The sequence below is a fragment of the Necropsobacter massiliensis genome (genome assembly GCF_000827595.2).
GTDB classification, from domain to species: Bacteria; Pseudomonadota; Gammaproteobacteria; order Enterobacterales; family Pasteurellaceae; genus Necropsobacter; species Necropsobacter massiliensis.
On record NZ_LN776184.1, the window covers coordinates 123,598 to 148,385 of the forward strand.

Here is a 24,788-nt window from a genome sequence, read left to right on the forward strand (position 1 = left end):
GAAAGCCGCTCATTGAGCGGCTTATTATCGGGTTCGGGTTACGATTAGAAGTAAACGCGTAAGCCTACACCGTAGAAGTTTTCGTTGTCTTTAGTTGCATCAGCAACATTAGCTCTTGTTAATTTCACACGGCTATGTGCATATTCAACATAGGTGACCACGTTTTTAGTAAATGCATAATCAGCACCGATTAAATACACATTCTGTACAGCTTTATCACCGTCTTTTAATTTCGCATCTTTAAGTGCTGCTTCAGCTAAGCTGTACTCAGTTTCAAAGTCAGTTGTTGTTCTGCCTTTGAATTCATTACGCTGCCATTGCAGGTAAACTTTGGATTCTGGCAATACTTGATATTGTGCGCCGACTTCTAAGAAACGTGCTTTACCATCAGTAGAGTCGGTATCCACATTATTAACATTTTTAAATGTGGACTGACCATATTCCGCACCTAATGCAGCCGGACCGTAGTGTAATAATGAAGCGACACGCCAGGATTTTTTCTCTTTAGCACCGGCTGTGTTGATAGCATTATCAAATTTATCGAAAGTTGCACCGGCATTTAATTCTAAACTCAGGTCGTCAGTATACTGACCGTTATAGAATAATGCCGCGCCGTAGCCGTGTTTCAGTTCGCCAGCTTTTAAGTCTTTTTTATTAGACTGACCGAACAGGTAATCAAGACCGAAAGTTAAAGTCTGACCCTGTGCAATTTCAAAATCAGCGGAACGGAAAGTAACAACTTTTTTACCGCCGTCAGTTAAGTTATTGTTACCGCCGAACAGATAGGTTGGATCATTCAGCTGAACATCATCACCGCTGGTATTTTGGCGACCGAAAGTTAAACGACCGATATTATCCGCCTGTAAACCTGCCCATAATTTGTTAGTTGTCGGATCGTTAAAGCTATTACTGCTGTCCCAACGGTCACCATTTTCATTAAAACGAATACGTAAATGTGCTAATGCTTTTACGCCGTCTGTGATCTGATGTTCTGCATGGAAATCAATACGAGATTCATTATTACGTAAATCACCACGTTGGTTGTCACCGAATTTACCTAATGCAACATCAACACGACCACCGATATCAAAGGTTGTACCGTCATTACTATAGACTGTTGTTGCGCTTGCTGATACTGCTGCAGCTGCCACTGCTAATGCTACTAATGTCTTTTTCATAATAAATTCCTTTCAGAATTAAGTTGTTATAACAATTAAAGCTGAACTTTTCATTGAATGAAATGTCAAAGCCTACCTCGTTTGAAGCAGCTGTATATTGGCAAAGAAATATACCGGTGTCAATGTAATTCATAAAAAGTTCACTTAATTTAGTGATCAGGATCACAATTCTAAAAGGAACCGAATCGTTTCAGGATAAAAACCAATCAATCACGCCAAACCTTAATAATTATTTATTTTTACCCTCGATTAACAGAAAAAAAGCCCGCAACCAACAACAGTTGCGGGCAGAATCGGACATTGATAGCAAATGCGATAATTAGAACAAGATACGGGTACCTACTGCGATACGTTTTTCTTTTTCAACGGTTACACCGGAATTTTTAGTTTTAAACGAACCGCCTTCCGCATAAACAATCACATGTTTATTGAAGTGGTGATCCGCACCTAAGAACCAACCTCTGAATTTATCGTTCTCGACACCCTGTGTTTTACCGATACCCCACAGATATTCCGCATACACTTTATTTTGCGGCGTTACATGATATTTGAAGCCGACTTCAAACTGATCGACTTTTTCATTTTTCATATCACCGACACGGAATTTATGATCCAAGTGACCTACCGGCGATTTTGCCTGTGACCAGTCAAAGCCTAACGCTGCCGGGCCGTAAGAAAGCTCAACTGCGGCACCAGCCCCTTTCAACTTATAACTATCACTATCTAAACCTGTTCTGGTTTTGCATTCTCTATCAACACATTTGCTCTTAGTCAATTCACTATAACCGCCTTCTACCGCAAAGCCGAATTCACCGACTTTGGTTTTATAGAATGCGCCTAAACCGAAGCCTTGACCGTCATCTGCGAGATGATTGCCGTTATCATCATCTTTCTTAGCATTACCAAAGTAATAATCCGCCCCGAAACGGAAACCATTAAACTCAGCAGACATAAAATGCGCTGCTTTATTGTGGGCATCCACCACTTTAACGATAGAACCCAATTCATAGGTGTAATCGGATAAGCCGATGTGATCCCCAACGGTCAATTGACGACCGAATGTTAATGACCCCACATCCGCGTGAGTTAACCCAGCAAATAAACGTTTGGTATGAATGCCATCACCAATGGTACCATTTTGGGTAAAGCGGATTTCAGCCGCGCCTAATGCGGTGAAACCGTTACCGATTTCTTGGAATGCACGAACCCGAACACGTGAACCTTTATCAAGTAAATCAGTACGTTTACCGGTTTGATTAGCGATTTGTAACGCAACACGACCGTCCAAATCAATTTTAGTACCGTCTTGTGAATAAATAACCGTCGCATTGGCTGCGGTTGAAGCGACGGCTGCGATTGCTAGTGCGATAAGCGTCTTTTTCATAACTTACTTCCTTATTTTCAGAGGAGTTTTTTTATTTTTGATTGAATAATACTAATGTTTTATTCAACCGACTGATAAAACAATTGTCCAGAATGATTTCTGCCTGAAATAATATAAGTAAGTTATTTTCTAATGTCAAAAGGAAATGAACTTTTTGGCATTTTAATAAACATTATTTAAAACAACATGTTATATAAAGTTTTAGTTAAAAAAGACAAATTCCAAAATGTTATCTTGATCACATTTTTTACGATTATTTTTATTAGTACATAGCTAAAAAACAAAATATCTTATTGATATTTAAATAAATATATATTTAACCATTTCATTTAATGAAAAACAATTTCATAACAACTTATTTTTTTAAATATTTAATTCATTTTTGTGAAGCGGATCACATTTTCGCGCATAAGATAACAGGTTGAAAAATAAGCAATATTCTAACGAATTGAAGGCTAAAATTTCATCAGAAATTTATTTTATTGATAAAAAATAAACCGCACTGATATTCCGTGAACGGAGTCACATTTTTACCGCTCATTTGATTGTTTTCTTAAAACGAAAGGTAGTAATGAGAAAAAAACAGAATTCTGTTTAAAAATAAACCGCACTTTTATCACAGCACGCGAGAACCGTTGAGAAACCGTTGAAAAGTGCGGTCGTTTTTTCGTTTAAATCCGGTAATAACGGCTCAGGCATTATCAATACCGAAAGCCAACACCTCGCTGATTTTCTCGGCGCCCAAGGCAAGCATAACCAATCGGTCAACCCCCAACGCCACGCCGGAACAATTCGGTACGCCCGCCTGCAAGGCAGCAAGAAAGCGTTCGTCGGGTTTATGCGGTGCTAAACCTGCCTTTTCTCTTAACCGATTATCCTGTTCAAAACGCCGCTGTTGTTCGCTGGCATCCGTTAATTCATTAAAGCCGTTCGCCAGTTCCAACCCTTTATAATAGAATTCAAAACGTTCCGCCACCCGATGATCTTCCGAGCTGATTTGCGCCAGCGCTGCCTGTGTGGCCGGAAAATGATAAACTGCAACCGGGCGGTTCAGTCCGATTTTCGGTTCCACTACTGTGCTGAACAAAAACTGCAATAACGTATCGCGATCTTCATGTTCCGCGCCGCTCAAATGGTATTCTTTTGCCTTTTCAATCAATTCATGTTGTTCGGCGGACAGCGGATCCAAACCGACATATTCCTGAAAAATAAACTGATAACTGAAATTTTCCGCCGCTTCACAATCTAAAATCTGCTGCAATAAATCATCCACTTCATCAATCAAACGATACATATCAAAATATGGACGATACCATTCCAGCATGGTAAATTCCGGATTATGTTTGCGCCCTGCTTCTTCGTTGCGAAACACTTTGCATAATTGAAAAATTGCACCGCTGCCGGCGGCAAGTAGTCGTTTCATGTGATATTCCGGGCTGGTTGAAAGCCATAGCGTTTTGGATTGCTCATGAAAAGGCGAAATAAATTCCGTACAAAAGGATGCCAGATGCACATCCGTTACGCCAAACTCGCTTAATACCGGCGTTTCCACTTCCAACAATCCACGATCGGTAAAAAACCGACGGATCTCTGCAATGATTTTAGCCCGCGCAAGCAGATTTTTGATCGATGCCGACGGATGCCATTGAGGTTCTAAAAGCATAATTTATGGGTTCCATATCAAAAATAACACCAGTCATTTTACCTTAAATCTCACGGGCTAAAAACCAATGATTTGATATGATGTCCGTATTTTAGGCGTTCAAATGATATCAGTTATCATCTGTCATAAAATTGGCTGTTAACAATTTTCTAACTTTTTGAGTTAGATCACGAAACTGAACTTTTCTTCCGCCATTTTGTAAAAAAACAGTTAGCGCTCGTGCAAAAGCATGGCAGAATATTTTCACCCGTTATTGATTTCGATCCGTTCGAAATCTTTATTTTTTTACTCTCATCATTTATTGGAGGAATATCGTGCAAACTGTTAATGTCGATATTGCAATTGTCGGTGCCGGCGGTGGCGGCTTACGTGCAGCGATTGCCGCGGCACAAGCTAATCCTAATTTAAAAATTGCATTAGTTTCAAAGGTCTATCCTATGCGCAGCCATACCGTAGCGGCGGAAGGCGGCGCGGCAGCGGTCATTAAAGAAGAAGATTCTTACGATAAACATTTTCATGACACCGTTGCCGGCGGCGACTGGCTGTGCGAACAAGATGTGGTTGAATATTTCGTTCAGCACTCTCCGGTTGAAATGACTCAGTTAGAACGTTGGGGTTGTCCTTGGAGCCGTAAAACGGACGGCGATGTCAATGTGCGCCGTTTCGGTGGGATGAAAATCGAACGGACTTGGTTCGCCGCGGATAAAACCGGTTTCCATTTATTACACACGTTATTCCAGACTTCAATCCAATACCCGCAAATTCAACGTTTCGACGAACATTTTGTATTAGATATTCTTGTAGATGACGGTCATGCTCGTGGTATGGTCGCGATGAATATGATGGAAGGCACATTAGTGCAAATTAATGCTAACGCCGTAGTTATCGCCACCGGCGGCGGTTGCCGTGCATTCCGCTTCAACACCAACGGCGGCATCGTCACCGGCGACGGCTTATCAATGGCATATCGCCACGGCGTGCCGCTGCGCGATATGGAATTCGTTCAATATCATCCAACCGGTCTGCCGAATACCGGCATCTTAATGACCGAAGGCTGCCGCGGTGAAGGCGGTATATTGGTTAACAAAGACGGTTATCGCTATTTACAGGATTACGGTCTGGGTCCGGAAACCCCAATCGGCAAACCGGAAAACAAATATATGGAATTAGGTCCACGTGATAAAGTCTCACAGGCATTCTGGCAGGAATGGCGCAAAGGTAACACCTTGAAAACCGCAAAAGGCGTAGATGTGGTACATCTTGACCTGCGCCATTTAGGTGAAAAATACCTGCATGAACGCTTACCGTTTATTTGTGAATTAGCCAGCGCTTATGAAGGCGTCGATCCGGCCAAAGCGCCGATTCCGGTACGCCCGGTGGTGCACTATACCATGGGCGGTATCGAAGTGGATTTCAACAGTGAAACCCGTATTAAAGGCTTATTTGCGGTGGGTGAATGCGCCTCTTCCGGCTTACACGGCGCAAACCGTTTGGGTTCAAACTCACTAGCAGAATTAGTGGTGTTAGGTCGTGTTGCCGGCGAATATGCCGCCCAACGTGCCGCCAAAGCAACACCGGCGAATCAAACAGCGGTTGATGCGCAGGCAAAAGACGTGGTACGCCGGTTGGAAGACTTATACAATCAGGAAGGCAATGAATCTTGGTCGCAAATTCGTGATGAAATGGGCGATTCAATGGAAGAAGGCTGCGGTATTTATCGTACACAGGAAAGTATGCAGAAAACCGTCGATAAAATTGCGGAATTGAAAGAACGTTATAAACACATTCGCATCGCCGACCGCTCAAGCGTATTTAACACCAATGTACTTTATACCGTCGAGTTAGGCTATATTCTGGATGTTGCGCAATCTATCGCCAATTCGGCAATTGAGCGTAAAGAATCCCGCGGCGCGCATCAGCGCTTAGACTATACCGAACGTGACGACGTCAATTACTTAAAACACACGCTGGCGTTTTATAATGAAGGCGGTGCACCGCGTATTGAATACAGCGATGTAAAAATCACCAAATCGCAACCGGCAAAACGTGTTTACGGTGCGGAAGCAGAAGCTCAAGAAGCGGCTGCCAAAGCTAAGGAGCAAGCAAATGGCTAATCAAGCAATTATGAATGTCGAAGTATTGCGTTACAATCCTGAAACGGACAAAGAACCGTACTTAAGAACATATCAAGTCCCTTATGACAGCCAGACCTCTTTATTAGATGCGTTGGGCTATATTAAAGATAAACTGGAGCCGGAATTATCCTATCGCTGGTCCTGCCGTATGGCGATTTGCGGTTCCTGTGGCATGATGGTTAACGATAAACCAAAACTTGCCTGTAAAACGTTTCTGCGTGATTACAGCGGACATATGCGAATTGAGCCGTTAGCGAATTTCCCGATTGAACGCGACTTAGTTGTGGATCTCAGCCACTTTATCGAAAGTCTGGAAAGCATTAAACCTTATATTATCGGTAATCAAGCACCGGAGCTGGACGGCAAACCACATCCGTCCGCTGAACTGGCTAAAAGCCGGACTAAACAAACACCGGCGCAACTGGAAAAATACCGTCAATTCTCAATGTGCATTAATTGCGGTCTATGCTATGCGGCCTGTCCGCAATTCGGTTTAAATCCCGAATTCGTCGGTCCTGCCGCGCTAACCCTTGCGCTGCGCTACAATCTTGATAACCGCGATCACGGTAAAGCGGAACGTATGAAAATCCTTAACGGTAAAAACGGCGTATGGAGCTGTACTTTCGTCGGTTATTGTTCCGAGGTATGCCCGAAACATGTCGGTCCGGCATCTGGGGTTAACCAAGGTAAAATCGAAAGTGCGAAAGACTATGTTTTTGCAATGTTAAAACCGCAAAGCTAAGGAGAAGGTAGCATGACAACAACAGTAGCAAGCAAACGCAAAAAATATGTGCGTGAAGTCAAAGCGACATGGTGGAAGAAATTAGATTTTTACAAATTCTATGTGTTGCGTGAAAGCACCTCCGTGCCGACCGTATGGTTTTGTTTAGAACTCTTCTATGGGTTAATCTGTTTAACCAACGGTACATTTGGTACGACTTTTGTCGCTTTCTTACAAAACCCGGTCGTCGTGATCTTAAATATCATCACCTTGGGTGCGGCGTTACTACACAGTTTCACTTTCTTTAACATGGCGCCTCAAATGATGAATGTTATCGTCAAAAATGAACGCCTTGATGCGAAACTGGTATCCCGTATTTTCTGGGGTGTGACGGCTGTAGTCAGTATCATTGCCTTAATTTTGGTGTAGGGAGAAAACAAAATGGATAAATTAACTCCAAAACGTTCAAATGAACCGGTCGTCTGGTTACTGTTCGGTGCAGGCGGTGCGATCAGCGCAGTATTTTTCCCTGTATTAGTCTTAATTATCGGTTTTCTGCTGCCGTTCGGTTTGGTGACGCCGGATAATATCATTGCCTTCGCCCATACTTGGATTGGCAAACTGGCGATCCTCGCACTATTAATTTTCCCGGCGTGGTGCGGTATTCACCGTATCCATTTGGGTTTACATGATTTTAAAGTGCATGTTCCCGCCGGCGGCGTAATTTTCTACGGGCTGGCAACACTGTATTCGGTATTAACCCTGTTCGCGGTATTTAATATTTAAATAGACATTCCGATATAACCCAAACAAAAACCTTTCGGAAACGAAAGGTTTTTTTATCGAGATAGCTTGCATAAAATACAATAAAACTGCGACATGCTACGCTATTTATGCGTCACTAACCAGCAATTATGGATCTGTTTATTGCGCTCAAAATCCAGCGGTCGGGTTTTAGCTGAAATTTCCACCGCACTTAATCCCAATTCATTGAGACTGGCAAAATCCATTTTAAAACCGCGTTTATTATTGGAAAAAATCAGGGTACCGTGCGGACGCAAAATCCGTTTTAATTCACTCATCAATGTAATATGATCGCGCTGCACATCCCAACTGTCTTCCATCCGTTTGGAATTGGAAAATGTCGGCGGATCAACGAAAATCAGATCAAACTGCCGCTCGCATTTTGCCAACCATTGCAAGCAATCCGCCTGAATCAATGTGTGCTGCTTGCCGTTCAGATCATTTAAGATCAAATTCTGCTCCGCCCAGTTTAAATAGGTATTCGACATATCTACCGTGGTGGTAGAGCGTGCTTGCCCTAGCGCGGCATGCACCGTCGCCGAACCGGTGTACGCAAATAAGTTTAAAAAATCCTTGTCCTGCGCCATTTCCCCAATCATTTTTCGGGTCAGTCGGTGATCTAAAAATAAACCGGTATCCAGATAATCGGTTAAATTGACCCACAATTTAGCGCCATATTCATTCACATAAAAATATTCACCTTTGTTCGCCAACTTTTCATATTGATTCGTGCCCTTTTGCTTTTGGCGTACTTTTAAAATCAATTTGTTGGTTTCCACGCCCGTCACTTTCAAGGTGGCATTTACCGCGTCCAACAAACGCTGACGCGCTTTGTTTTCATCAATATTTTTCGGCGCGGCATATTCCTGCACCACAATATGATCACCGTACCTATCAACCGCAAGATTGTATTCGGGCAGATCCGCATCATACAGCCGATACGCATCCAGCCCTTGCTGCATCGCCCATTTCTCAATTTTTTTGCAATTTTTCTGCAAGCGATTGGCAAAATCCGGCGCAATTTGTGCGCTATCGCTCTTTAATTCTCCGTAATTTTTCACCGCGCTTTCAGTCTGAGCCGCCACCTGCGTTTCGGCAATCCGATAATTTTTCTGCACACATTCCAGCGGACCGTTTTTCGCTTTAAATTGGCGGTGCGAACGTAAACGCAAGCAATCCAGCAACGCCGGCTCAGCACTGAAAACCGACAGATTCCAACCGCCGAACTGCGCTTTTACACGCTGTCCGAATACCGAATACAGCGCGATCAGCGCTGGCGTGGCACCTAAACGTTCGCCATAAGGCGGGTTACAAATCAACGTACCTTTTTCCTGACTCGGATTTTTTAACGCTGCCACATCTCCTTGTTTCCATTGGATCAAATGCGCGACTCCTGCCCTTACCGCATTTTTCTGCGCTTTTTGCAACACCCGATAATCAAGGTCAAAACCATAAAAGTGTGGCTTCGGATTAGTGTTAAATTGCCGCTCGGCTAAAGTAATCGCTTCAGCTTTCACCTTGTCCCACGCTGCTTGATTATGTCCTTTCCAAAAATCAAATCCCCAGTGCAGACGATGCAGCTGCGGTGCAATGCGCGCTTCCATTTGCGCCGCTTCAATCAGCAACGTTCCCGAACCGCACATGGGATCAAGCAGCGGCGTTCCCTGCTGCCAGCCGGAGCGCAACACAATTGCGGCGGCCAGCGTTTCGCGCAGCGGCGCTTTACCCGCCTCCTCACGATACCCGCGCAAGTGCAGCGCTTCGCCGCTTAAATCCAGTGACAAAATGACATCTTCACGGTTCAAATAGACGTGAATGCGAATATCTGGCTGTGTTTTATCGACATTCGGGCGGCGCTTGCCGTGACGTTCAAAATAATCCACAATGCCGTCTTTTACTCGCATCGCACCAAACTGAGTATGACGGATTTCACGGTTCGTGCCGTTAAAGTCAACCAAAAACGTCGTATTGTCATCGAAATACTCCAGCCAGTTTTGTCCGACCACGGTCGAATAAAGATCCAGCTCAGTATAAATTTTACTGCTGACAATCGGCAGCAAAATGCGCGAGCTTAATCTCGACCATAACAAGGTGCGATATAAGGTTTCGTCATCGGCTGAAAAATGCACGCCGCCCTGTACCACCTGACAGTCATTTGCGCCCAGTTCGGTCAGCTCGGTCTTTAATAATTCTTCAAAACCACGGGCGGTGGTCGCAAACAGTTTTTTCATAAATATTCTCATTGGTGATAAAAAATTGCAGAGATTATAGCAGAGAGGAAAAGTGCGGTCGATTTTAATTGAGAATTGGAAAAGGCGCAGACTTGCCCGACTGCGCCCTGTTGGAGACGGGTTATTTCAAACAATCGAAATAACTGTCGGCAGTATATTGCAGGAAGTTGGCATACGAATTTTTGCCCAGTTTCACCGCATCGCCCATCGGATCCAGACGGCCGACTTTCACTCCGGTACCTTTGTGCAGGGTGTCGATCACTTTCGGGGTAAATTGCGGTTCAGCAAACAAGCAACTGACTTTATGTTCTTCAATTTCATGCTTAATTGCCGCAATGGTTTTCGCGCCCGGCGCAACCAGCGGATTAATGGTAAATGCACCGATCTGTTTCAGATCATAGGCGGCATTGAAATAGGTGTAGGCATCGTGGAACACATAAAAGCCTTTATCATGCACCGGCGCCAGCTGCTGTTTAATTTTTTCACTTTGCGCCGTTAAAGTGCGGTCGAATTCCGCTAAGTTTTGTTCAATCACGCTGCGTTTTTCCGGATATCGTTCGCTCAAGCGCTGAGCAATTTTCTTGGCGACGATTGCGCTGATTTCCGGCGAATACCAAACGTGCCAGTTGGTGCTTAAGTTATCATGCTGATGCGCATGTCCCGCCGTATGCGAATCTGTTTTATGTTCATGCTCATGACCATTAGCGTGGTCGTGGTCGTGACCATGATGGTGATGTTCGCCTTTATGCAACATATCATCACTGATTTCCGAAATTTCGGTAATGGTCAGTACGTTTTTCCGATCAATATCACGCAGTACTGAAGTATCAAGGAACAGATCCACATCTTCACCCACCCAAACAATCAGTTCGGCAGATTTGATTTTTTGCAGATCGGAGGGTTTTAAACTGTAATCATGCGGTGAGGCGCCCATCGGTACCAGCACCTCGGTATCGGTTACGCCGTCGGCAATGGATGAGGCAATAAAGCCCAGTGGTTTGATTGAAGTCAACACCGTTGCACTCGCAACGGCGGAAAAAGACATAATTGCCGCAGCGACAGCGGCTTTTTTAAACGTATTATGTAAAGCGTTCATAGGCTATCCTCTAGTTAAGAATAATTATCAGAAACCGCACTAGCTTATACGCTTTTTACCGGAATTACTATCTTTTTTTTTCTAAAAAAATAAGTCATTGCTGCGCCAGCAATAATTTATCAATCACCTGAGCGACGGCAAAAAAGCCGAATGTGGCGGTAATCATGGTTGCCGCGCCAAATCCGTTGGCACAATTCATGCTTGCCGAAGTCTCACAACTGCCATCTGTTTGCGGAAAAATTAACGGTTGAGTAGAAAACACGCAGCTGACACCGAATTTTCGCTTCGGATTTTGACTGAAACCGTATTCCTTGCGTAAAATCGACCGCACTTTTGCCGCCAGCGGATCCTGTATGGTTTTGCTTAAATCGGCAATCTGAATCTGACTCGGATCGGTCTGACCGCCAGCACCGCCAACGGTAATGATCTTAATTTTATGCCGTTTGCAATAGGCAATCAGCGCCGCTTTGGTTTTCACACTGTCAATGGCGTCAATCACATAATCATAGCCCCGATTCAGATAATCAGCCAGATTCTCCACGCTAATAAAATCATCAATAATATTAACCTGACATTCTGGATTGATCAGACGAACACGTTCCGCCATGGCTTCGGTTTTCAGCAGTCCGATATGACCACTCAGTGCGTGGATCTGGCGGTTAATATTTGTCACGCAAATATCATCCATATCGATCATGGTAATGTGCCCGACCCCCGAACGCGCCAACGCTTCCACCGCCCAAGACCCCACGCCGCCGATACCGATAACGCAAATATGCGCTTGTTGCAGACGCGCAAGCGCAGCAGCGCCGTATAAGCGCCCGATGCCACCGAAACGGCGTTCATAATTGTCCATACGCTGCTGCATTATTGTAATAACCACACCCGTCCGTAATGTTTTGATAAGCCGGCAATATGCCCCGCCTGATCGCCGACGCCGCGATACAAGTCGAAATGATGACCTTTCACTGCACCGCCCACATCAAGCGCTACCATTAAATGCAGTTTATGTTCACCAGTCCAGTTGCCGTTATTATCAATTTGCGGCACTTCCACCAACACCACCGAACCAGACGGAATCAGGTTGCGGTCGGAAGCAATTGATGCCATCGGCACTAAAGGTACGCCGGCGGAGCCTTTTACCTGCCCGGTCGGATCGTTTTTAAAGAACACATAAGACGGATTACGTTCCAGTAATTCCTGCAAACGGGAAGGATTTGCCTGCGCCCAGTCTTTAATTGCCTGAATGGACATTTTTTCTTTCGGAATTTCACCGTCTTCCACCAACAAACGCCCAACCGCCACATAATCAAAACCGTTTTGTCCGGCATAAGCAAAATAGTTCAGATCGCCGTTACCGAAGTCCACATAGCCGCTGCCCTGCACACCCAACAGGAAGTTGTCAATCATAGAATCGCTGTATGCCAGTTCCAGCCCTTGTCCCTGCAATGCGCCAGCATAAATCTGTGCGCGACTGAAACGTTTTTGTATCGGTAAGGCGTAAATCGGCTGGTTATATTTGCCCTGCTGAGTCCGGCGGGCATGGATAACCGGGGAATAATAGCCGGTCATCAGCACATTCTGATAACCGTCTTGCCCTTTCATCACCATCGGCTGAATGCCGAAAGTGGCTAATTCATCAACATTCGCGCCGGCTAATACCCAGTTTGTCACTTTGCCGTAAGTTGGTGCAAAGCGATTGGTTAAACGGCTCGAATAGCTACGGACATTGGAGAGTTGGGTTAAAAAATCGCCTTGATTAATAACCGCACTTTTGTTTTCTACCGATAATACCGGCATCAAAACAGCCTGCTGATAAGTGCGTCCGGCATATTTCGCGCCGAATAATTCCGGATTGGCTAAACTGTTATCGGTACTGCCTTTGCCGGGCTGAGGTTTGGAAGAACAGGCCGCTAATACGGCGATGCCGAACAAGGCGGCGAATTTGATTGTCATTCTTGGTTGAATACGCATTGTAATACCTAAAAGACCGAGTAAATGGAAACGCCATAAGGTAACAAAAAATGCACTGAATATATAGTGCTTTTTAATAAATTTTCCTTGCTTGGTTGCGGGAAAATGCGTCGGATCGTTTATTTTTATAACAACCGTTCAACATTCGTCTTATTTTCGCTTGCATTAAAAATTTAATCGCGTATAGTACGCCCTCACAGACGCGGGGTGGAGCAGCTTGGTAGCTCGTCGGGCTCATAACCCGAAGGCCGTCGGTTCAAATCCGGCCCCCGCAACCAGATTGTTAAAGCCGTGAATAAATTTATTTACGGCTTTTATTTTTATCTCTGATCGGCAATCAAAGGCACAAAAAAACCGCTACACTTGCGAGTAACGGTTTGTGAAAAGGTTGTTTGATTACGCCAGAATCGTTACATTCTCGGCTTTTTTTCCGCGTTTATCATCAACAATATCAAAAGCTACCGCTTGACCTTCTTTCAGGGTACGAAATCCGTTTGACTGGATTGCTGAAAAATGTACGAATACATCTTCTCCGCTTTCCGCCTGTAGAAAACCAAAACCTTTTGTTTCATTGAACCATTTAACGGTTCCTTTATTTTGAGACATTACATAATCCTAATTAATAAACAATACTGAGATAACGCAATAATATTGTGATGATATTTTACTCCAGCCACGCACTTATTCGGGTTATCCTTTTTGCTTGATAAAGCGCAGTTATACTATCAGTATATATGACAAATAGCACGCGTTATTTAACATCACCGGTATGATTTGTCAGCGACAATTTATCCAGTATCTTCCGATGAATGCCAGCGAAGCTGCCGTTCGACATCACCAATATGTGATCCGTCGGTTTCGCCTCGCCTACGATCATATCCGCCAATTTATCCGGATTTGCCGACCAGCTCGCTGGCTGCACGCATTGGTTGGCAATATCTACCACATTCCAAGGGATACTTTCCGGCTGCAATAAGAACACATGATCGGCACGCGCCAGCGCCGGTGCCAGATCATCTTTATGCACGCCCATTTTCATGGTGTTGGAACGCGGTTCAAGCACCGCCAGAATGCGCACACCGCCGCCGACTTTGTCGCGAAGTGCGGTCAATGTTGCCAGAATTTCCGCCGGATGATGAGCAAAATCATCGTACACGGTGATCCCGTTAACTTCACCTTTTACTTCCAACCGGCGTTTGGCATTCACAAAATCGGAAAGCGCCGCACAGGCATGTTTGATACTGACGCCGACATGATAAGCCGCCGCAATTGCCATTAGCGCATTATGCATATTATGCTGTCCGACGATATTCCATTTCACCGTAGCGGCAAGTTCGCCATGATGAAAAACGTTAAATTCAGTACTGTCGTTGGTAATACGTTCCGCATACCAATCCTGATCTGCGCCTAAAAACTGGGTTTCCGACCAACATCCCATCTCAAGGGTTTCTTTCACGCTTTGTTCCGCCGCCACCGAAAGAATGCGACCGCTGGCGGGAATGGTGCGGATCATGTGATGAAACTGCCGCTGAATCGCTTTCAGATCGTCGAAAATATCCGCATGATCAAAACCGATATTATTGATAATCAAAGTTTTTGGATTGTAATGAACAAATTTGGAACGTTTATCGAAAAATGCCGTATCGTATTCGTCGGCTTCGATCACAAAAAACCGCCCTTTACCAAGTCGAGCTGAAGTACCGAAATTACCAGCAATACCGCCGATTAAAAAGCCCGGTTCCAGCCCGTTTTGTTGTAAAATCCAACTTAGCATGCCGGTGGTGGTGGTTTTGCCGTGCGTCCCAGAGACCGCCAGCACCCAGCGCTCGCGTAATAAATGGTCATGCAGCCACTGTGGACCGGAGGTATAAGGCAAATTATGCTCCAACACATATTCAACACAGGGATTACCACGTTTCATCGCATTGCCGATCACGACCAAATCCGGCGCCGGCTGTAGTTGGGACACTTCATAATGCGGGATAATCTCAATACCGCTTTGCTGCAAAAATGTGCTCATCGGCGGATACACATTGGTGTCCGAGCCCGTAACTTTGTAGCCCATTTGCTTGGCGATAATTGCGACGCCACCCATGAAAGTTCCGCAAATACCCAGTATATGAAGATGTTTTTGTATCATTTGTTATCTCTTGATAAAAAAGTTAGTATAAAAATGTGGTTAGGATCACAGATTAAAAATCAGCTTTGTAGCCCGAAACTAAAGGTTGCTATAATAAATCAACTCAGAAAGAGAGTAAATTATTAATCAAACAGGATAACAATATGAAGACATTAGGACAGTTCATTATAGAAAAACAAGCGGAATATCCGAACGCCAAGGGCGAATTATCGGGCATTCTTTCTTCCATACGATTAGTGGCGAAAGTGATTCACCGCGACATCAACAAAGCCGGATTGACAAATAATATTATCGGCAACTCCGGAGTTGAAAACGTGCAGGGCGAAGCACAAATGAAACTGGATTTATTTGCCCACAATACGATGAAACAGGCATTGATCGCGCGGGAAGAAGTGGCGGGCTTTGCCTCCGAGGAAGAGGAAAATTTCGTTGCTTTCGATACCGAGCGCGGTCGCAATGCCAAATACGTTATTCTGACCGATCCGCTGGACGGATCTTCTAATATTGATGTCAATGTGGCGGTAGGCACCATCTTCTCAATTTATCGCCGCATTTCGCCTATTGGTACACCGGTTACGCTGGAAGATTTCCTACAACCGGGTAATCGTCAGGTCGCCGCCGGTTATATCGTTTACGGTTCTTCCACCATGCTGGTTTATACCACCGGTAACGGCGTCAACGGTTTTACTTACGATCCGTCGCTCGGCGTGTTCTGTTTATCCCATGAAAATATTCAAATTCCGCCAAGCGGCACAATTTATTCCATTAATGAAGGGCAATATCTGAAATTCCCGCTCGGTGTTAAAAAATACATTAAATACTGTCAGGAAGAGGATAAAGCCAGCCAACGACCTTACACCTCGCGCTATATCGGCTCGCTGGTTTCCGACTTCCACCGTAACATGTTGAAAGGCGGTATTTATATTTATCCAAGCGCCACCACCTACCCGAAAGGTAAACTGCGTTTGCTGTATGAAGGCAATCCGATGGCATTTTTAGCAGAACAAGCGGGGGGCATTGCCAGCGACGGTTATCACCGCATTCTAGATATTCGACCTACGCAGCTGCATCAGCGCATTCCGCTGTTTATCGGTTCGAAGAACATGGTTGAAAAAGCGCAGGACTTTATGCGCGAATTCGGTTAATGAAACGGTTATTCCACATCTCAAGGCAAAACCAAAACGGCAACCTGCGGGTTGCCGTTTGATTTATCAATAGGTAATATCCGGGTTACTCACCGTCATGATCGGAAAAACGCTCAATACGTGCGCCCAGCGCGCGCAGTTTTTCCTCAATATGTTCATAACCGCGATCAATATGATAAATACGATCCACAATGGTTTCGCCAGTGGCAATGCAGCCCGCCAGCACCAAACTGATCGAGGCGCGTAAATCAGTGGCCATCACTTCGGCACCAGAAAGCCGTTCGACCCCATGACAAATCGCGGTATTGCCTTCGATTTCCGCTTTACCGCCCATACGTACCAATTCGGGAATGTGCATAAAACGATTTTCGAAAATGGTTTCCGTAATAATACTGGTTCCGCAGGCAACCATATTCAGTAATGTAAATTGCGCCTGCATATCGGTCGGAAATCCCGGATAAGGTGCAGTGCGAATATTCACCGCTTTCGGGCGATAACCGAACATATCCAAGGTGATCGTATCCTCTTTGACATCAACCTGCGCACCCGCTTCGCGCAGTTTATCAATCACCGCATCAAGGGTATCTGCTTTCGCATTTTTACACACAATGCGTCCGCCGGAAATCGCAGCAGCCACCAAAAAAGTCCCGGTTTCAATCCGATCGGCAACAATACTGTGTTCACAGCCACCCAAACGTTCCACCCCTTCAATGGTAATCGTATCGGAACCGGCGCCGCTGATTTTCGCCCCCATTTTATTCAGGAAAACGGCGGTGTCGGTAATTTCCGGTTCACGAGCGGCATTTTCAATCACGGTGGTACCTTTTGCCAAGGTGGCGGCGATCATAATGGATAACGTAGCACCGACGCTGACTTTTTCCATTACAATACGGGTTCCCGCCAGTCGATTATCTACATAGGCTTTCACATAGCCGTCTTCCAGCGTAATTTTAGCGCCTAAACGCTCCAGACCACTGATGTGCAAATCGACCGGTCTTGCACCGATAGAACAGCCGCCCGGCAAAGAAACTTGCCCTTGATTAAATCGGGCAACCAACGGCGCCAACGCCCAAATCGATGCGCGCATGGTTTTAACCAGCTCGTAAGGTGCCGTGAAATGATCAATATGAGATGCATCCAAATGCACTTTGCCTTGCTCGTCGCGTTCAGCCACCACACCTAAACGGCGCAGAATTTTTAAGGTCGTATCAATATCCTTAAGTTCCGGCACATTGCTTAGCACAACCGGCTCTTGCGCCAGAATCGCGGCGAACAAAATTGGCAGCGCAGCATTTTTTGCCCCGGAAATATTTACCGTACCGCTCAAACGGGACTGACCATAAACACGAAATTTTTGCATAATAATTTACCACAGCTTAGTTTAGAGGATTAAGTAAACGTTCGCGTTTCCATTTTTCAACGCTGAAAGTTTTGATTGTCAGCGCATGAATCTCACCGCTGGAGAAATAGTCCATTAACGGCGCATAAATCGTTTGCTGCTGCTTAACTCGGGATAAACAGGCGATCTCATCATCCACCACAATCACGCCGAAATGGGCGTCTTCTCCCTGCACGTACACTTCATCAAGATTTAAAGCCTGTTTTAGAATTCGTTCAATTTCCTGAGTTTCCATTAAGTTTTCCGTCAAATTGTAAAAAAGGAGTTATCCACTCGGATAAACCGAACAGATCCGCTAACGTCACTAATTGCACGGGGGCGTGCGCTATCACCTGCCGCTGCACATTCAGGCGCTGGCAAAGGTGAATCAAATCACACAATAAGGCAAAACCGGCGCTGTCAATACGCGTAATACCCGCCAGCTCCCAAACCACAAAACGCCCGCTCAGTTTCTCCGCCGATAAAAAAGAAGAACGTTGCCGCCACAATGGCAGCAACGTATTTCTGGATAACTCTCCCGTTAATCGAAGCGCTATCTTATCATCATTGCAGGTAGATTCCCAACTCAAACCGTTATTGCTTTGCATTGGATTATTTGCCTAAGGTTACCGGCACATTAGCCGCTTTGCGCACCTGAGCAGTCAGCGCGTCAATACCGTCTTTACGCAAAATAGGCGCCCATTCCTGTTTTTTGGTATCCACCATGCTGACACCTTCTGCCGCCATGTCATACACCTGCCATTGTCCAGTTTTACTGTTTTTACGCCAGAAAAAGTTAAGATTAATCGGCGCGGCATTGCCGTTTTGCAGCACTTTTACCCGAATACTGACCTGATTATCGGACACGTTTTTCGGTTTTTCAATCTCGATTTTCTGTTGAGTGTACATCGTCAGCGCCTGTGCATAAGCCTGTTCAATAAATTTATCGAACGCGGCGAAAAAGTTTGTCCGCTGCTCCGGCGTGGTCGATTTAAAATATTGTCCCAATACCAGTGAGCCAGCATAATTCACATGCACATAAGGCATTAAATCCTGACGTACGATGGTTTTTAAATAATTCGGATCCTGCTTAACTTTACTCTGATTGGCAGCGATATCACTGAACAGTTTATCCGACGCCTGCTGCATTAGGGCATAAGGACTGTCATCGGCAAACGCCTGTAACGCAAAAAGTGCGGTCATTATCACGAAAGTTTTTGCTAACCAGCGGTTTAATTTAATTTTTAACATTGAGTTCTCCCGTTCAAATAGCGTTAAAAAAGAGGTTCTGCATTACTGATGAGCCGCTTCGGCAGAGTCCTTATCCTGCTCGGCGTGCTCAGATTTATTTTTATCGCCGTACAAGAACTGACCGATAAGGTCTTCCAGTACCATGGCTGATTTGGTGTCAATGATTTTACTGCCGTCTTTTAGCATTGCGGTGGTTTCACCGTCATCAAAGCCGAGGCTCAGCGCCACATATTGTTCGCCTAACAAGCCCGAGGTTTTGATCGACAGCGAACTGTTGTCCGGAATCTCGTTATATGCCTGATTAATAGCGATTTTAACCACCGGCAGATAAGTTTTAGGATCCAATTCGATATCCGTTACCCGACCAATCACCACACCGCCGACTTTTAACGGCGCCCGTACTTTTAGTCCGCCGATATTGTCAAAAGTTGCACTGATATGATAACTTTTCGCTTCGTTAAACCCTTGCACATTCGCCACTTTCAGCCCCAAAAAGACCAATGCCGCAATGCCGAGTAATAAAAATAAGCCGACCCAAAATTCGTATTTAGTTGTTTGTCGCATAAAATGTCCTGATTTTTTACCGCACTTTTAATTCACTTAACCCGCTCCGAACATCACTGCCGTGAGCACAAAATCCAATCCCAGCACAACCAAAGAGGCATTTACTACCGTTTTGGTGGTGGCTTTACTGATGCCTTCCGAAGTCGGAATACAGTTATAACCGTTAAACAACGCAATCCAAACCACCGATATGGCAAAACAGAGACTTTTAATAAATCCGTTAAAAATATCGTAGCTCCAGCTGACCGAATTTTGCATCACCGACCAGAAACTGCCGGCATCCACGCCTTTCCAGTCCACACCGACCAATGAACCGCCCCAAATCCCGACAGCAGTAAAAATAATCGCCAGAACCGGCATCGCGATCACGCCGGCCCAAAAACGCGGCGAAATAACCCGACGCAGCGGATCTACCGCCATCATTTCCAGACTGGACAACTGTTCGGTCGCTTTCATTAAACCGATTTCCGCCGTTAACGCGGAACCGGCACGCCCGGCAAATAAAAGTGCGGTCACAACCGGCCCTAATTCGCGCAGCAGCGAGAGCGCCACCAACTGTCCGAGGCTGGTTTCCGCCGCAAAATCGACTAAAACCACATAACCTTGCAGACCGATCACCATACCGATAAATAACCCCGACAGCATGATAATCAATAAAGATTGCACACCTAACACATGCAATTGCTTAATTAACAACGGAAAATGCTTTCTCACCTGTGGTTTGCCGATTAACGCCCCCCACAGCATAAAACCGGCGCTGCCGAGCGAGCGACAGACATTTATCGCCGAGCGACCCAATGCGGCAATCATATTTACCATCATTCAAATAACTCCTGCACATAATCCCGCGCCGGATAATGAAAATGCACCGGACCGTCGGCTTCACCTTTAATAAACTGAATCACCTGCGGATCATCGCTGGCGAGCAGTTGTGATGCGCTGCCCTCGGCAATAACCCGTTTATCTGCAATAATATACGCATAATCAGCAATACTCAGCACTTCCTGCACATCATGAGACACCACAATGGAAGTCAATTGTAATGCTTCATTTAAGCGTTTTATCAGGCTGATAATCACGCCCATGCTGATCGGATCCTGCCCGGTAAAGGGCTCATCGTACATGATTAGATCCGGATCCAGCGCAATGGTTCTTGCCAGCGCCGCTCGTCTTGCCATCCCGCCGGATAGCTCCGAGGGCATCAGGTCGGCGGCACCGCGCAGACCGACGGACTCCAATTTCATTAATACGATTTTACGAATCAGCGCTTCCGGCAAACGGGTGTGTTCACGAATGGTAAAAGCGACATTATCAAAAGTGGAAATGTCGGTGAAAAGCGCACCGGACTGAAACAACATGCCCATGCGATTGCGCGCGCGGTACAGTTCAGCGCGAGACATTTTACAAATATCCTGTCCGTCAAACAGAATTTCGCCCCGTTCCGGAATTAACTGCCCACCGATAAGTTTCAGCAAGGTGGTTTTACCGATGCCCGACGGTCCCATAATTGCGGTAATTTTGCCTTGTTCGACCCGCAAATTAAGATTGTCGTAAATAATGCGTTCACCGCGTTTAAAAGTGAGATTTTTCACCTCAACCAAGGGTTTAACCATAAAACCGTTCTTTGCCTTGTTTTCGATACAAAAAATGAAGTTAGTGATATTCCACGAATTCAGGCGGAATGTCAAATCTAAATCCGCTTTCCTGTTTGACCGCGATTTAATAAAAACGTTCCTGAATAAATATTTCCACTAAAATAGCACCGCACTTTTATCCACATTTATAGGCTTTTTATCGGTGCTGGTTATTTGCTTTTAAAAATTATGCTATTATTCGTTTCTGATTTTTTAACAACCGACGAGCCGACACAGTTATGAAGAGCCGCTGGAATATCGTTTTATCCGTCATCACCTTGGCATTACTTGCTTGGTTTTACAGCCTGCATCAAGATGATGAAAACCTCAATGATCTCATCAAATCCGATGACGGTCCGGAATATATCGGTCAGAAAATGCAAACTACCGTGTACTCGCCTAGCGGCAAAAAACAATATTTGGCGCTTTCCGAGAAAGTGGAACATTATGCCAACGACAAACATACGGATTTCCACAAACCGATTGTGTATCTGTTTGACGTTCAGACCGAACAATTAGGCGGGCAAAGCTGGAAAATCAGCGCGGATAACGCCAAATTAAGCAACGAAAATATGCTGTATTTAACCGGCAACGTCACCGTACAAAGCCTGTTAGCCGATTCCCGCTTGCAACGGGTGGAAACGCAAAGTGCGGTGGTGAATTTAAAGACGCAGGATATTACATCTGATACAATGGTCACCATTAACGGCTTAAACTTTAATTCCACCGGATTAAAGCTAAGCGGTAATTTACAACAACAAATCGCCACCCTGAAAGAGCAGGTAAGAACACATTATGAAATCAATAAACAATAAAGTTTTATTACTCACAACCCTGATGATAACATCCTTGCCGGTACTGGCATTAAAAGACGATACCAATCAGCCGATTAATATCGAGTCCGATAATCAGTCTCTGGATATGGAAAACAGTGTGGTGACATTCTCTGATAATGTTGTGATTACGCAGGGTTCTATTCTGATCAAAGCCAATAAAGTGGTGATTACCCGACCGCCAGAAAATTCGGGCAAAAAGGAAACTGTCGATGCGTTCGGCACACCGGTCACTTTCCATCAGCTGCTGGACGACGGCAAACCGGTGGACGGTAAAGCCAATAAAGTCCATTATGATCTGGGTACAGAGTTTCTCACCCTGACCGGCAATGCTGAATTAAAACAGCTGGACAGTAAAATTAACGGCGAACTCATCACTTACGATGTGAAAAAACAGCAGTTGAAAGCCAACGGAGACGGAAAATCACGTGTGAAAACCGTATTAATTCCGACCCAGTTAAATGAGCAGAAGAAGAAAAAATAGGATTTTGATGTTATGTCTATTCTTTATGCTGAAAATCTCACCAAAAGTTATAAAAGCCGTCAAGTGGTTGCCGACGTCAGCTTAACCGTGAATTCAAATGAAATTGTCGGGTTGCTCGGACCTAACGGCGCAGGAAAAACCACAACCTTTTATATGGTGGTCGGTCTGATACGTCATGATCAGGGCAAAATCCGTATTGATGACGAAGATATCAGCCTGTTGCCGATGCACAACCGCGCCCAGCGCGGGATCGGCTACCTGCCGCAGGAAGCCTCTATTTTCCGTCGCCTCAGCGTGTATGATAATCTGATGGCGGTACTGGAAATTCGCAAAGATCTTAACGGCAGACAGCGCCGAGAAAGAGCGGACGAACTGATTGACGAATTCAACATCGGACATATTCGCGATAATTTGGGGCAATCATTATCGGGCGGGGAACGCCGCAGAGTCGAGATTGCACGCGCGCTTGCCGCCAATCCCAAATTTATTCTGCTGGATGAACCCTTTGCTGGCGTCGATCCGATCTCCGTAATTGATATTAAAAAAATCATTATGGATCTGCGCGATCGCGGGCTCGGCGTGCTTATCACGGATCATAACGTACGTGAAACGCTGGATGTCTGCCAACGCGCTTACATTGTCAGTGCCGGTAAAATGATCGCCACCGGCACTCCAGAGGCAGTGATGAACAACGAGCATGTCCGCCGCGTATATTTAGGCGAACAATTCAAATTATAGCGACAGTTTATCCTTATGGTGACATTTACCCAATTACTAACGCCCGACAATATTCGTCAAGGCGTAGTGTGTTCCAGCAAAAAACGCGTATTTGAAATGATCGGACGGATTGTCGCGCCGCAGCTTGAACTGCCCGACAGCGAACATTGCGGCTTTGACTATCTGTTTAATCGCGAAAAACTGGGCAATTCAGGCTTAGGCAACGGCGTCGCCATGCCTAAAGGTAGATTGCCGGAGGAAAATAAACCGATCGCCGTATTTCTACAGCTGGATACCCCAATTAACTATGAAGCGGCGGATCACCGTGAAGTGGATTTGATTTTCGCTTTATTCATCCCCGCGCAACGCTGTGCCGAATTTTCACAGTCGGTATTACCGGAATTGGCGGAAAAATTATTGGATAAAACACTGTGCAAACAGCTGAGAAGCGCACAAAGTGCGGAGGAAATCTGGCAGATTTTTGCCCATGCCGATCACCTTCATCAGGAAGTCTCTGAACCGACACCAAACGAACGATAACAGGTGCAAGTTATGGAAATCATCATTATCAGCGGTCGCTCCGGCGCGGGAAAATCCGTAGCGTTGCGTGCACTGGAGGACATCGGATATTATTGCGTTGATAACCTGCCGGTGGATTTACTGCCGCAGCTGGTCGAAATTTTGTCCACTAATCAGTCTTCCGTTGCCATCAGCATTGACATTCGCAATCTACCGAATACCTCCTCACAGCTGGAACAAGTGCTCACTCGGTTACAGGAACATCATCAGCTTAAAATCATCTTTCTGGATACAGATCGCAGCACTTTAATCAGACGCTACAGCGATTCGCGCCGCCTGCATCCGCTGTCAATTCAGGATTTGTCTCTTGAAGCGGCGATTGAGGCGGAACAGGCTTATCTGGAACCGCTGATTCAACAAGCCAATATCATTATTGATACCGCGCATTTGTCCACGCACGAACTGGCGGAACGACTGCGTGAATTTCTGCGCGGCAATACAGAAAAAGAGCTGAAAATAGTGGTGGAATCCTTTGGTTTTAAATATGGTTTACCGCTTGATGCGGATTATGTCTTTGACGTGCGTTTTCTGCCGAACCCGCATTGGAACCCGGAACTGCGCCCGATGACCGGTTTAGATAAACCCGTTGCCGAGTTTCTGAATAAACACAATGAAGTCAATAATTTTATTTATCAGACCCGTAGCTATATCGAAACTTGGCTGCCGATGCTGGAGCAGAATAATCGCAGTTATTTAACCATTGCAATCGGCTGTACCGGTGGCAAACACCGTTCAGTATATATCGCACAACAATTGGGCGAATACTTTCTGGCGAAAGGGAAAAACGTCCGAATTCAGCATAAATCCTTAGAACGACATAAAAAATGACGGATAACATAAAAAAAGTGCGGTAATTTTTACCGCACTTTTTCGTTGC

Annotated in this window: 26 protein-coding genes and 1 tRNA gene; 11 read left to right on the forward strand and 16 right to left on the reverse strand. The window is 45.3% G+C overall.

Annotation, left to right across the window (positions count from 1 at the left end):
- Positions 1-44: 44 nt before the first annotated feature.
- From BN3349_RS06905 to epmA, 3 genes are all read right to left on the reverse strand, one after another.
- Positions 45-1,178, reverse strand: coding sequence for a porin (locus tag BN3349_RS06905; protein WP_040976613.1), 1,134 nt, complete (start codon positions 1,176-1,178; stop codon positions 45-47).
- A 319-nt stretch (positions 1,179-1,497) separates the two neighbouring features.
- The gene (locus BN3349_RS06910) at positions 1,498-2,562 is read right to left on the reverse strand and encodes a porin (protein WP_040976614.1); all 1,065 of its coding nucleotides are present in this window, start codon (positions 2,560-2,562) and stop codon (positions 1,498-1,500) included.
- A gap of 691 nt (positions 2,563-3,253) precedes the next feature.
- Positions 3,254-4,225, reverse strand: a complete 972-nt coding sequence (epmA, locus tag BN3349_RS06915) for an elongation factor P--(R)-beta-lysine ligase (RefSeq protein WP_040976615.1) — start codon at positions 4,223-4,225, stop codon at positions 3,254-3,256.
- Positions 4,226-4,539: 314 nt separating this feature from the next.
- Between epmA and frdA the strand changes: the two genes are divergently transcribed.
- The 4 genes from frdA to frdD are packed head-to-tail and all read left to right on the forward strand — an operon-like array spanning position 4,540 to position 7,867.
- Positions 4,540-6,339, forward strand: coding sequence for a fumarate reductase (quinol) flavoprotein subunit (gene frdA, locus BN3349_RS06920; protein WP_040976616.1), 1,800 nt, complete (start codon positions 4,540-4,542; stop codon positions 6,337-6,339).
- Positions 6,332-7,102, forward strand: a complete 771-nt coding sequence (locus BN3349_RS06925; protein ID WP_032092236.1) for a succinate dehydrogenase/fumarate reductase iron-sulfur subunit — start codon at positions 6,332-6,334, stop codon at positions 7,100-7,102. The genes frdA and BN3349_RS06925 overlap by 8 nt, the downstream gene beginning before the upstream one ends.
- Before the next feature lie 12 nt (positions 7,103-7,114).
- Positions 7,115-7,510 (forward strand): fumarate reductase subunit FrdC, encoded by a 396-nt coding sequence (gene frdC, locus BN3349_RS06930; protein WP_040976617.1) that lies wholly within the window; start codon positions 7,115-7,117, stop codon positions 7,508-7,510.
- Between the two features lie 12 nt (positions 7,511-7,522).
- A complete protein-coding gene (frdD, locus tag BN3349_RS06935; RefSeq protein WP_040976618.1) occupies positions 7,523-7,867 on the forward strand; it encodes a fumarate reductase subunit FrdD in 345 nt (114 codons plus the stop codon).
- A gap of 101 nt (positions 7,868-7,968) precedes the next feature.
- Here frdD and rlmKL read toward each other — a convergent pair whose 3' ends face one another.
- The 4 genes from rlmKL to mltA form a co-directional block, all read right to left on the reverse strand.
- Positions 7,969-10,116, reverse strand: a complete 2,148-nt coding sequence (gene rlmKL / locus BN3349_RS06940) for a bifunctional 23S rRNA (guanine(2069)-N(7))-methyltransferase RlmK/23S rRNA (guanine(2445)-N(2))-methyltransferase RlmL (protein ID WP_040976619.1) — start codon at positions 10,114-10,116, stop codon at positions 7,969-7,971.
- 121 nt (positions 10,117-10,237) lie between these two features.
- Entirely contained in the window at positions 10,238-11,212 is a 975-nt protein-coding gene (gene znuA, locus BN3349_RS06945; protein WP_040976620.1) for a zinc ABC transporter substrate-binding protein ZnuA, read from the reverse strand.
- 94 nt (positions 11,213-11,306) lie between these two features.
- On the reverse strand, positions 11,307-12,080 hold the full coding sequence (gene tcdA, locus BN3349_RS06950) for a tRNA cyclic N6-threonylcarbamoyladenosine(37) synthase TcdA (RefSeq protein ID WP_040976621.1): 774 nt from the start codon (positions 12,078-12,080) through the stop codon (positions 11,307-11,309).
- Positions 12,080-13,168: a murein transglycosylase A gene (gene mltA / locus BN3349_RS06955; RefSeq protein ID WP_370738138.1), complete on the reverse strand. Its 1,089-nt coding sequence runs from the start codon at positions 13,166-13,168 to the stop codon at positions 12,080-12,082. Before mltA ends, tcdA begins: the two co-directional genes overlap by 1 nt.
- 219 nt (positions 13,169-13,387) lie before the next feature.
- On the opposite strand from mltA, the gene BN3349_RS06960 reads away from it, so the two are divergent.
- A tRNA-Met gene (locus BN3349_RS06960) sits at positions 13,388-13,464 on the forward strand.
- Between the two features lie 118 nt (positions 13,465-13,582).
- On the opposite strand, the gene BN3349_RS06965 is transcribed toward BN3349_RS06960, so the two are convergent.
- Positions 13,583-13,792 (reverse strand): cold-shock protein, encoded by a 210-nt coding sequence (locus tag BN3349_RS06965; protein ID WP_032093543.1) that lies wholly within the window; start codon positions 13,790-13,792, stop codon positions 13,583-13,585.
- A gap of 145 nt (positions 13,793-13,937) precedes the next feature.
- A complete protein-coding gene (gene mpl / locus BN3349_RS06970; RefSeq protein WP_040976623.1) occupies positions 13,938-15,326 on the reverse strand; it encodes a UDP-N-acetylmuramate:L-alanyl-gamma-D-glutamyl-meso-diaminopimelate ligase in 1,389 nt (462 codons plus the stop codon).
- Between the two features lie 143 nt (positions 15,327-15,469).
- On the opposite strand from mpl, the gene fbp reads away from it, so the two are divergent.
- Positions 15,470-16,471 (forward strand): class 1 fructose-bisphosphatase, encoded by a 1,002-nt coding sequence (gene fbp, locus BN3349_RS06975; RefSeq protein ID WP_040976624.1) that lies wholly within the window; start codon positions 15,470-15,472, stop codon positions 16,469-16,471.
- An 85-nt stretch (positions 16,472-16,556) separates the two neighbouring features.
- Here fbp and murA read toward each other — a convergent pair whose 3' ends face one another.
- The 7 genes from murA to mlaF are packed head-to-tail and all read right to left on the reverse strand — an operon-like array spanning position 16,557 to position 21,277.
- Positions 16,557-17,831, reverse strand: a complete 1,275-nt coding sequence (murA, locus tag BN3349_RS06980) for a UDP-N-acetylglucosamine 1-carboxyvinyltransferase (protein ID WP_040976625.1) — start codon at positions 17,829-17,831, stop codon at positions 16,557-16,559.
- A 16-nt stretch (positions 17,832-17,847) separates the two neighbouring features.
- Positions 17,848-18,105 carry a BolA family protein gene (locus tag BN3349_RS06985; RefSeq protein WP_032109663.1) on the reverse strand — a complete coding sequence of 86 codons (258 nt, stop codon included), beginning with the start codon at positions 18,103-18,105 and terminating at the stop codon, positions 17,848-17,850.
- The gene (locus BN3349_RS06990; protein WP_040976626.1) at positions 18,086-18,457 is read right to left on the reverse strand and encodes an STAS domain-containing protein; all 372 of its coding nucleotides are present in this window, start codon (positions 18,455-18,457) and stop codon (positions 18,086-18,088) included. The genes BN3349_RS06985 and BN3349_RS06990 overlap by 20 nt, the downstream gene beginning before the upstream one ends.
- A gap of 4 nt (positions 18,458-18,461) precedes the next feature.
- On the reverse strand, positions 18,462-19,100 hold the full coding sequence (gene mlaC / locus BN3349_RS06995; RefSeq protein WP_040976627.1) for a phospholipid-binding protein MlaC: 639 nt from the start codon (positions 19,098-19,100) through the stop codon (positions 18,462-18,464).
- 42 nt (positions 19,101-19,142) lie between these two features.
- On the reverse strand, positions 19,143-19,664 hold the full coding sequence (gene mlaD, locus BN3349_RS07000; RefSeq protein WP_040976628.1) for an outer membrane lipid asymmetry maintenance protein MlaD: 522 nt from the start codon (positions 19,662-19,664) through the stop codon (positions 19,143-19,145).
- Positions 19,665-19,700: 36 nt separating this feature from the next.
- Positions 19,701-20,486 carry a lipid asymmetry maintenance ABC transporter permease subunit MlaE gene (mlaE, locus tag BN3349_RS07005; protein ID WP_101430487.1) on the reverse strand — a complete coding sequence of 262 codons (786 nt, stop codon included), beginning with the start codon at positions 20,484-20,486 and terminating at the stop codon, positions 19,701-19,703.
- Positions 20,483-21,277 carry a phospholipid ABC transporter ATP-binding protein MlaF gene (gene mlaF, locus BN3349_RS07010; protein ID WP_040976629.1) on the reverse strand — a complete coding sequence of 265 codons (795 nt, stop codon included), beginning with the start codon at positions 21,275-21,277 and terminating at the stop codon, positions 20,483-20,485. Before mlaF ends, mlaE begins: the two co-directional genes overlap by 4 nt.
- 260 nt (positions 21,278-21,537) lie before the next feature.
- Between mlaF and lptC the strand changes: the two genes are divergently transcribed.
- Genes lptC through rapZ form a run of 5 tightly spaced genes read left to right on the forward strand, consistent with a single transcriptional unit; the run spans position 21,538 to position 24,739 of the window.
- Positions 21,538-22,113: an LPS export ABC transporter periplasmic protein LptC gene (gene lptC / locus BN3349_RS07015; RefSeq protein ID WP_040976630.1), complete on the forward strand. Its 576-nt coding sequence runs from the start codon at positions 21,538-21,540 to the stop codon at positions 22,111-22,113.
- Positions 22,094-22,615 (forward strand): lipopolysaccharide transport periplasmic protein LptA, encoded by a 522-nt coding sequence (gene lptA / locus BN3349_RS07020; protein WP_040976631.1) that lies wholly within the window; start codon positions 22,094-22,096, stop codon positions 22,613-22,615. Before lptC ends, lptA begins: the two co-directional genes overlap by 20 nt.
- Before the next feature lie 12 nt (positions 22,616-22,627).
- Positions 22,628-23,353 (forward strand): LPS export ABC transporter ATP-binding protein, encoded by a 726-nt coding sequence (lptB, locus tag BN3349_RS07025; RefSeq protein ID WP_032109655.1) that lies wholly within the window; start codon positions 22,628-22,630, stop codon positions 23,351-23,353.
- A gap of 15 nt (positions 23,354-23,368) precedes the next feature.
- Positions 23,369-23,872 carry a PTS IIA-like nitrogen regulatory protein PtsN gene (gene ptsN, locus BN3349_RS07030; protein ID WP_040976632.1) on the forward strand — a complete coding sequence of 168 codons (504 nt, stop codon included), beginning with the start codon at positions 23,369-23,371 and terminating at the stop codon, positions 23,870-23,872.
- Positions 23,873-23,884: 12 nt separating this feature from the next.
- Positions 23,885-24,739 (forward strand): RNase adapter RapZ, encoded by an 855-nt coding sequence (gene rapZ, locus BN3349_RS07035; protein WP_040976633.1) that lies wholly within the window; start codon positions 23,885-23,887, stop codon positions 24,737-24,739.
- Positions 24,740-24,788: the final 49 nt, after the last annotated feature.

Coding starts and splice junctions, on each gene's coding strand:
- znuA (WP_040976620.1), bottom strand. CDS start 11,212: ATGAACGCTTTACATAATACGTTTAAAAAAGCCGCTGTCGCTGCGGCA.
- BN3349_RS06925 (WP_032092236.1), top strand. CDS start 6,332: ATGGCTAATCAAGCAATTATGAATGTCGAAGTATTGCGTTACAATCCT.
- rlmKL (WP_040976619.1), bottom strand. CDS start 10,116: ATGAAAAAACTGTTTGCGACCACCGCCCGTGGTTTTGAAGAATTATTA.
- mlaE (WP_101430487.1), bottom strand. CDS start 20,486: ATGATGGTAAATATGATTGCCGCATTGGGTCGCTCGGCGATAAATGTC.
- BN3349_RS06990 (WP_040976626.1), bottom strand. CDS start 18,457: ATGCAAAGCAATAACGGTTTGAGTTGGGAATCTACCTGCAATGATGAT.
- mlaC (WP_040976627.1), bottom strand. CDS start 19,100: ATGTTAAAAATTAAATTAAACCGCTGGTTAGCAAAAACTTTCGTGATA.
- lptB (WP_032109655.1), top strand. CDS start 22,628: ATGTCTATTCTTTATGCTGAAAATCTCACCAAAAGTTATAAAAGCCGT.
- fbp (WP_040976624.1), top strand. CDS start 15,470: ATGAAGACATTAGGACAGTTCATTATAGAAAAACAAGCGGAATATCCG.
- frdC (WP_040976617.1), top strand. CDS start 7,115: ATGACAACAACAGTAGCAAGCAAACGCAAAAAATATGTGCGTGAAGTC.
- tcdA (WP_040976621.1), bottom strand. CDS start 12,080: ATGCAGCAGCGTATGGACAATTATGAACGCCGTTTCGGTGGCATCGGG.
- mltA (WP_370738138.1), bottom strand. CDS start 13,168: ATGACAATCAAATTCGCCGCCTTGTTCGGCATCGCCGTATTAGCGGCC.
- BN3349_RS06965 (WP_032093543.1), bottom strand. CDS start 13,792: ATGTCTCAAAATAAAGGAACCGTTAAATGGTTCAATGAAACAAAAGGT.
- ptsN (WP_040976632.1), top strand. CDS start 23,369: ATGGTGACATTTACCCAATTACTAACGCCCGACAATATTCGTCAAGGC.
- BN3349_RS06905 (WP_040976613.1), bottom strand. CDS start 1,178: ATGAAAAAGACATTAGTAGCATTAGCAGTGGCAGCTGCAGCAGTATCA.
- mlaD (WP_040976628.1), bottom strand. CDS start 19,664: ATGCGACAAACAACTAAATACGAATTTTGGGTCGGCTTATTTTTATTA.
- frdD (WP_040976618.1), top strand. CDS start 7,523: ATGGATAAATTAACTCCAAAACGTTCAAATGAACCGGTCGTCTGGTTA.
- BN3349_RS06910 (WP_040976614.1), bottom strand. CDS start 2,562: ATGAAAAAGACGCTTATCGCACTAGCAATCGCAGCCGTCGCTTCAACC.
- mlaF (WP_040976629.1), bottom strand. CDS start 21,277: ATGGTTAAACCCTTGGTTGAGGTGAAAAATCTCACTTTTAAACGCGGT.
- BN3349_RS06985 (WP_032109663.1), bottom strand. CDS start 18,105: ATGGAAACTCAGGAAATTGAACGAATTCTAAAACAGGCTTTAAATCTT.
- epmA (WP_040976615.1), bottom strand. CDS start 4,225: ATGCTTTTAGAACCTCAATGGCATCCGTCGGCATCGATCAAAAATCTG.
- mpl (WP_040976623.1), bottom strand. CDS start 15,326: ATGATACAAAAACATCTTCATATACTGGGTATTTGCGGAACTTTCATG.
- murA (WP_040976625.1), bottom strand. CDS start 17,831: ATGCAAAAATTTCGTGTTTATGGTCAGTCCCGTTTGAGCGGTACGGTA.
- rapZ (WP_040976633.1), top strand. CDS start 23,885: ATGGAAATCATCATTATCAGCGGTCGCTCCGGCGCGGGAAAATCCGTA.
- lptA (WP_040976631.1), top strand. CDS start 22,094: ATGAAATCAATAAACAATAAAGTTTTATTACTCACAACCCTGATGATA.
- lptC (WP_040976630.1), top strand. CDS start 21,538: ATGAAGAGCCGCTGGAATATCGTTTTATCCGTCATCACCTTGGCATTA.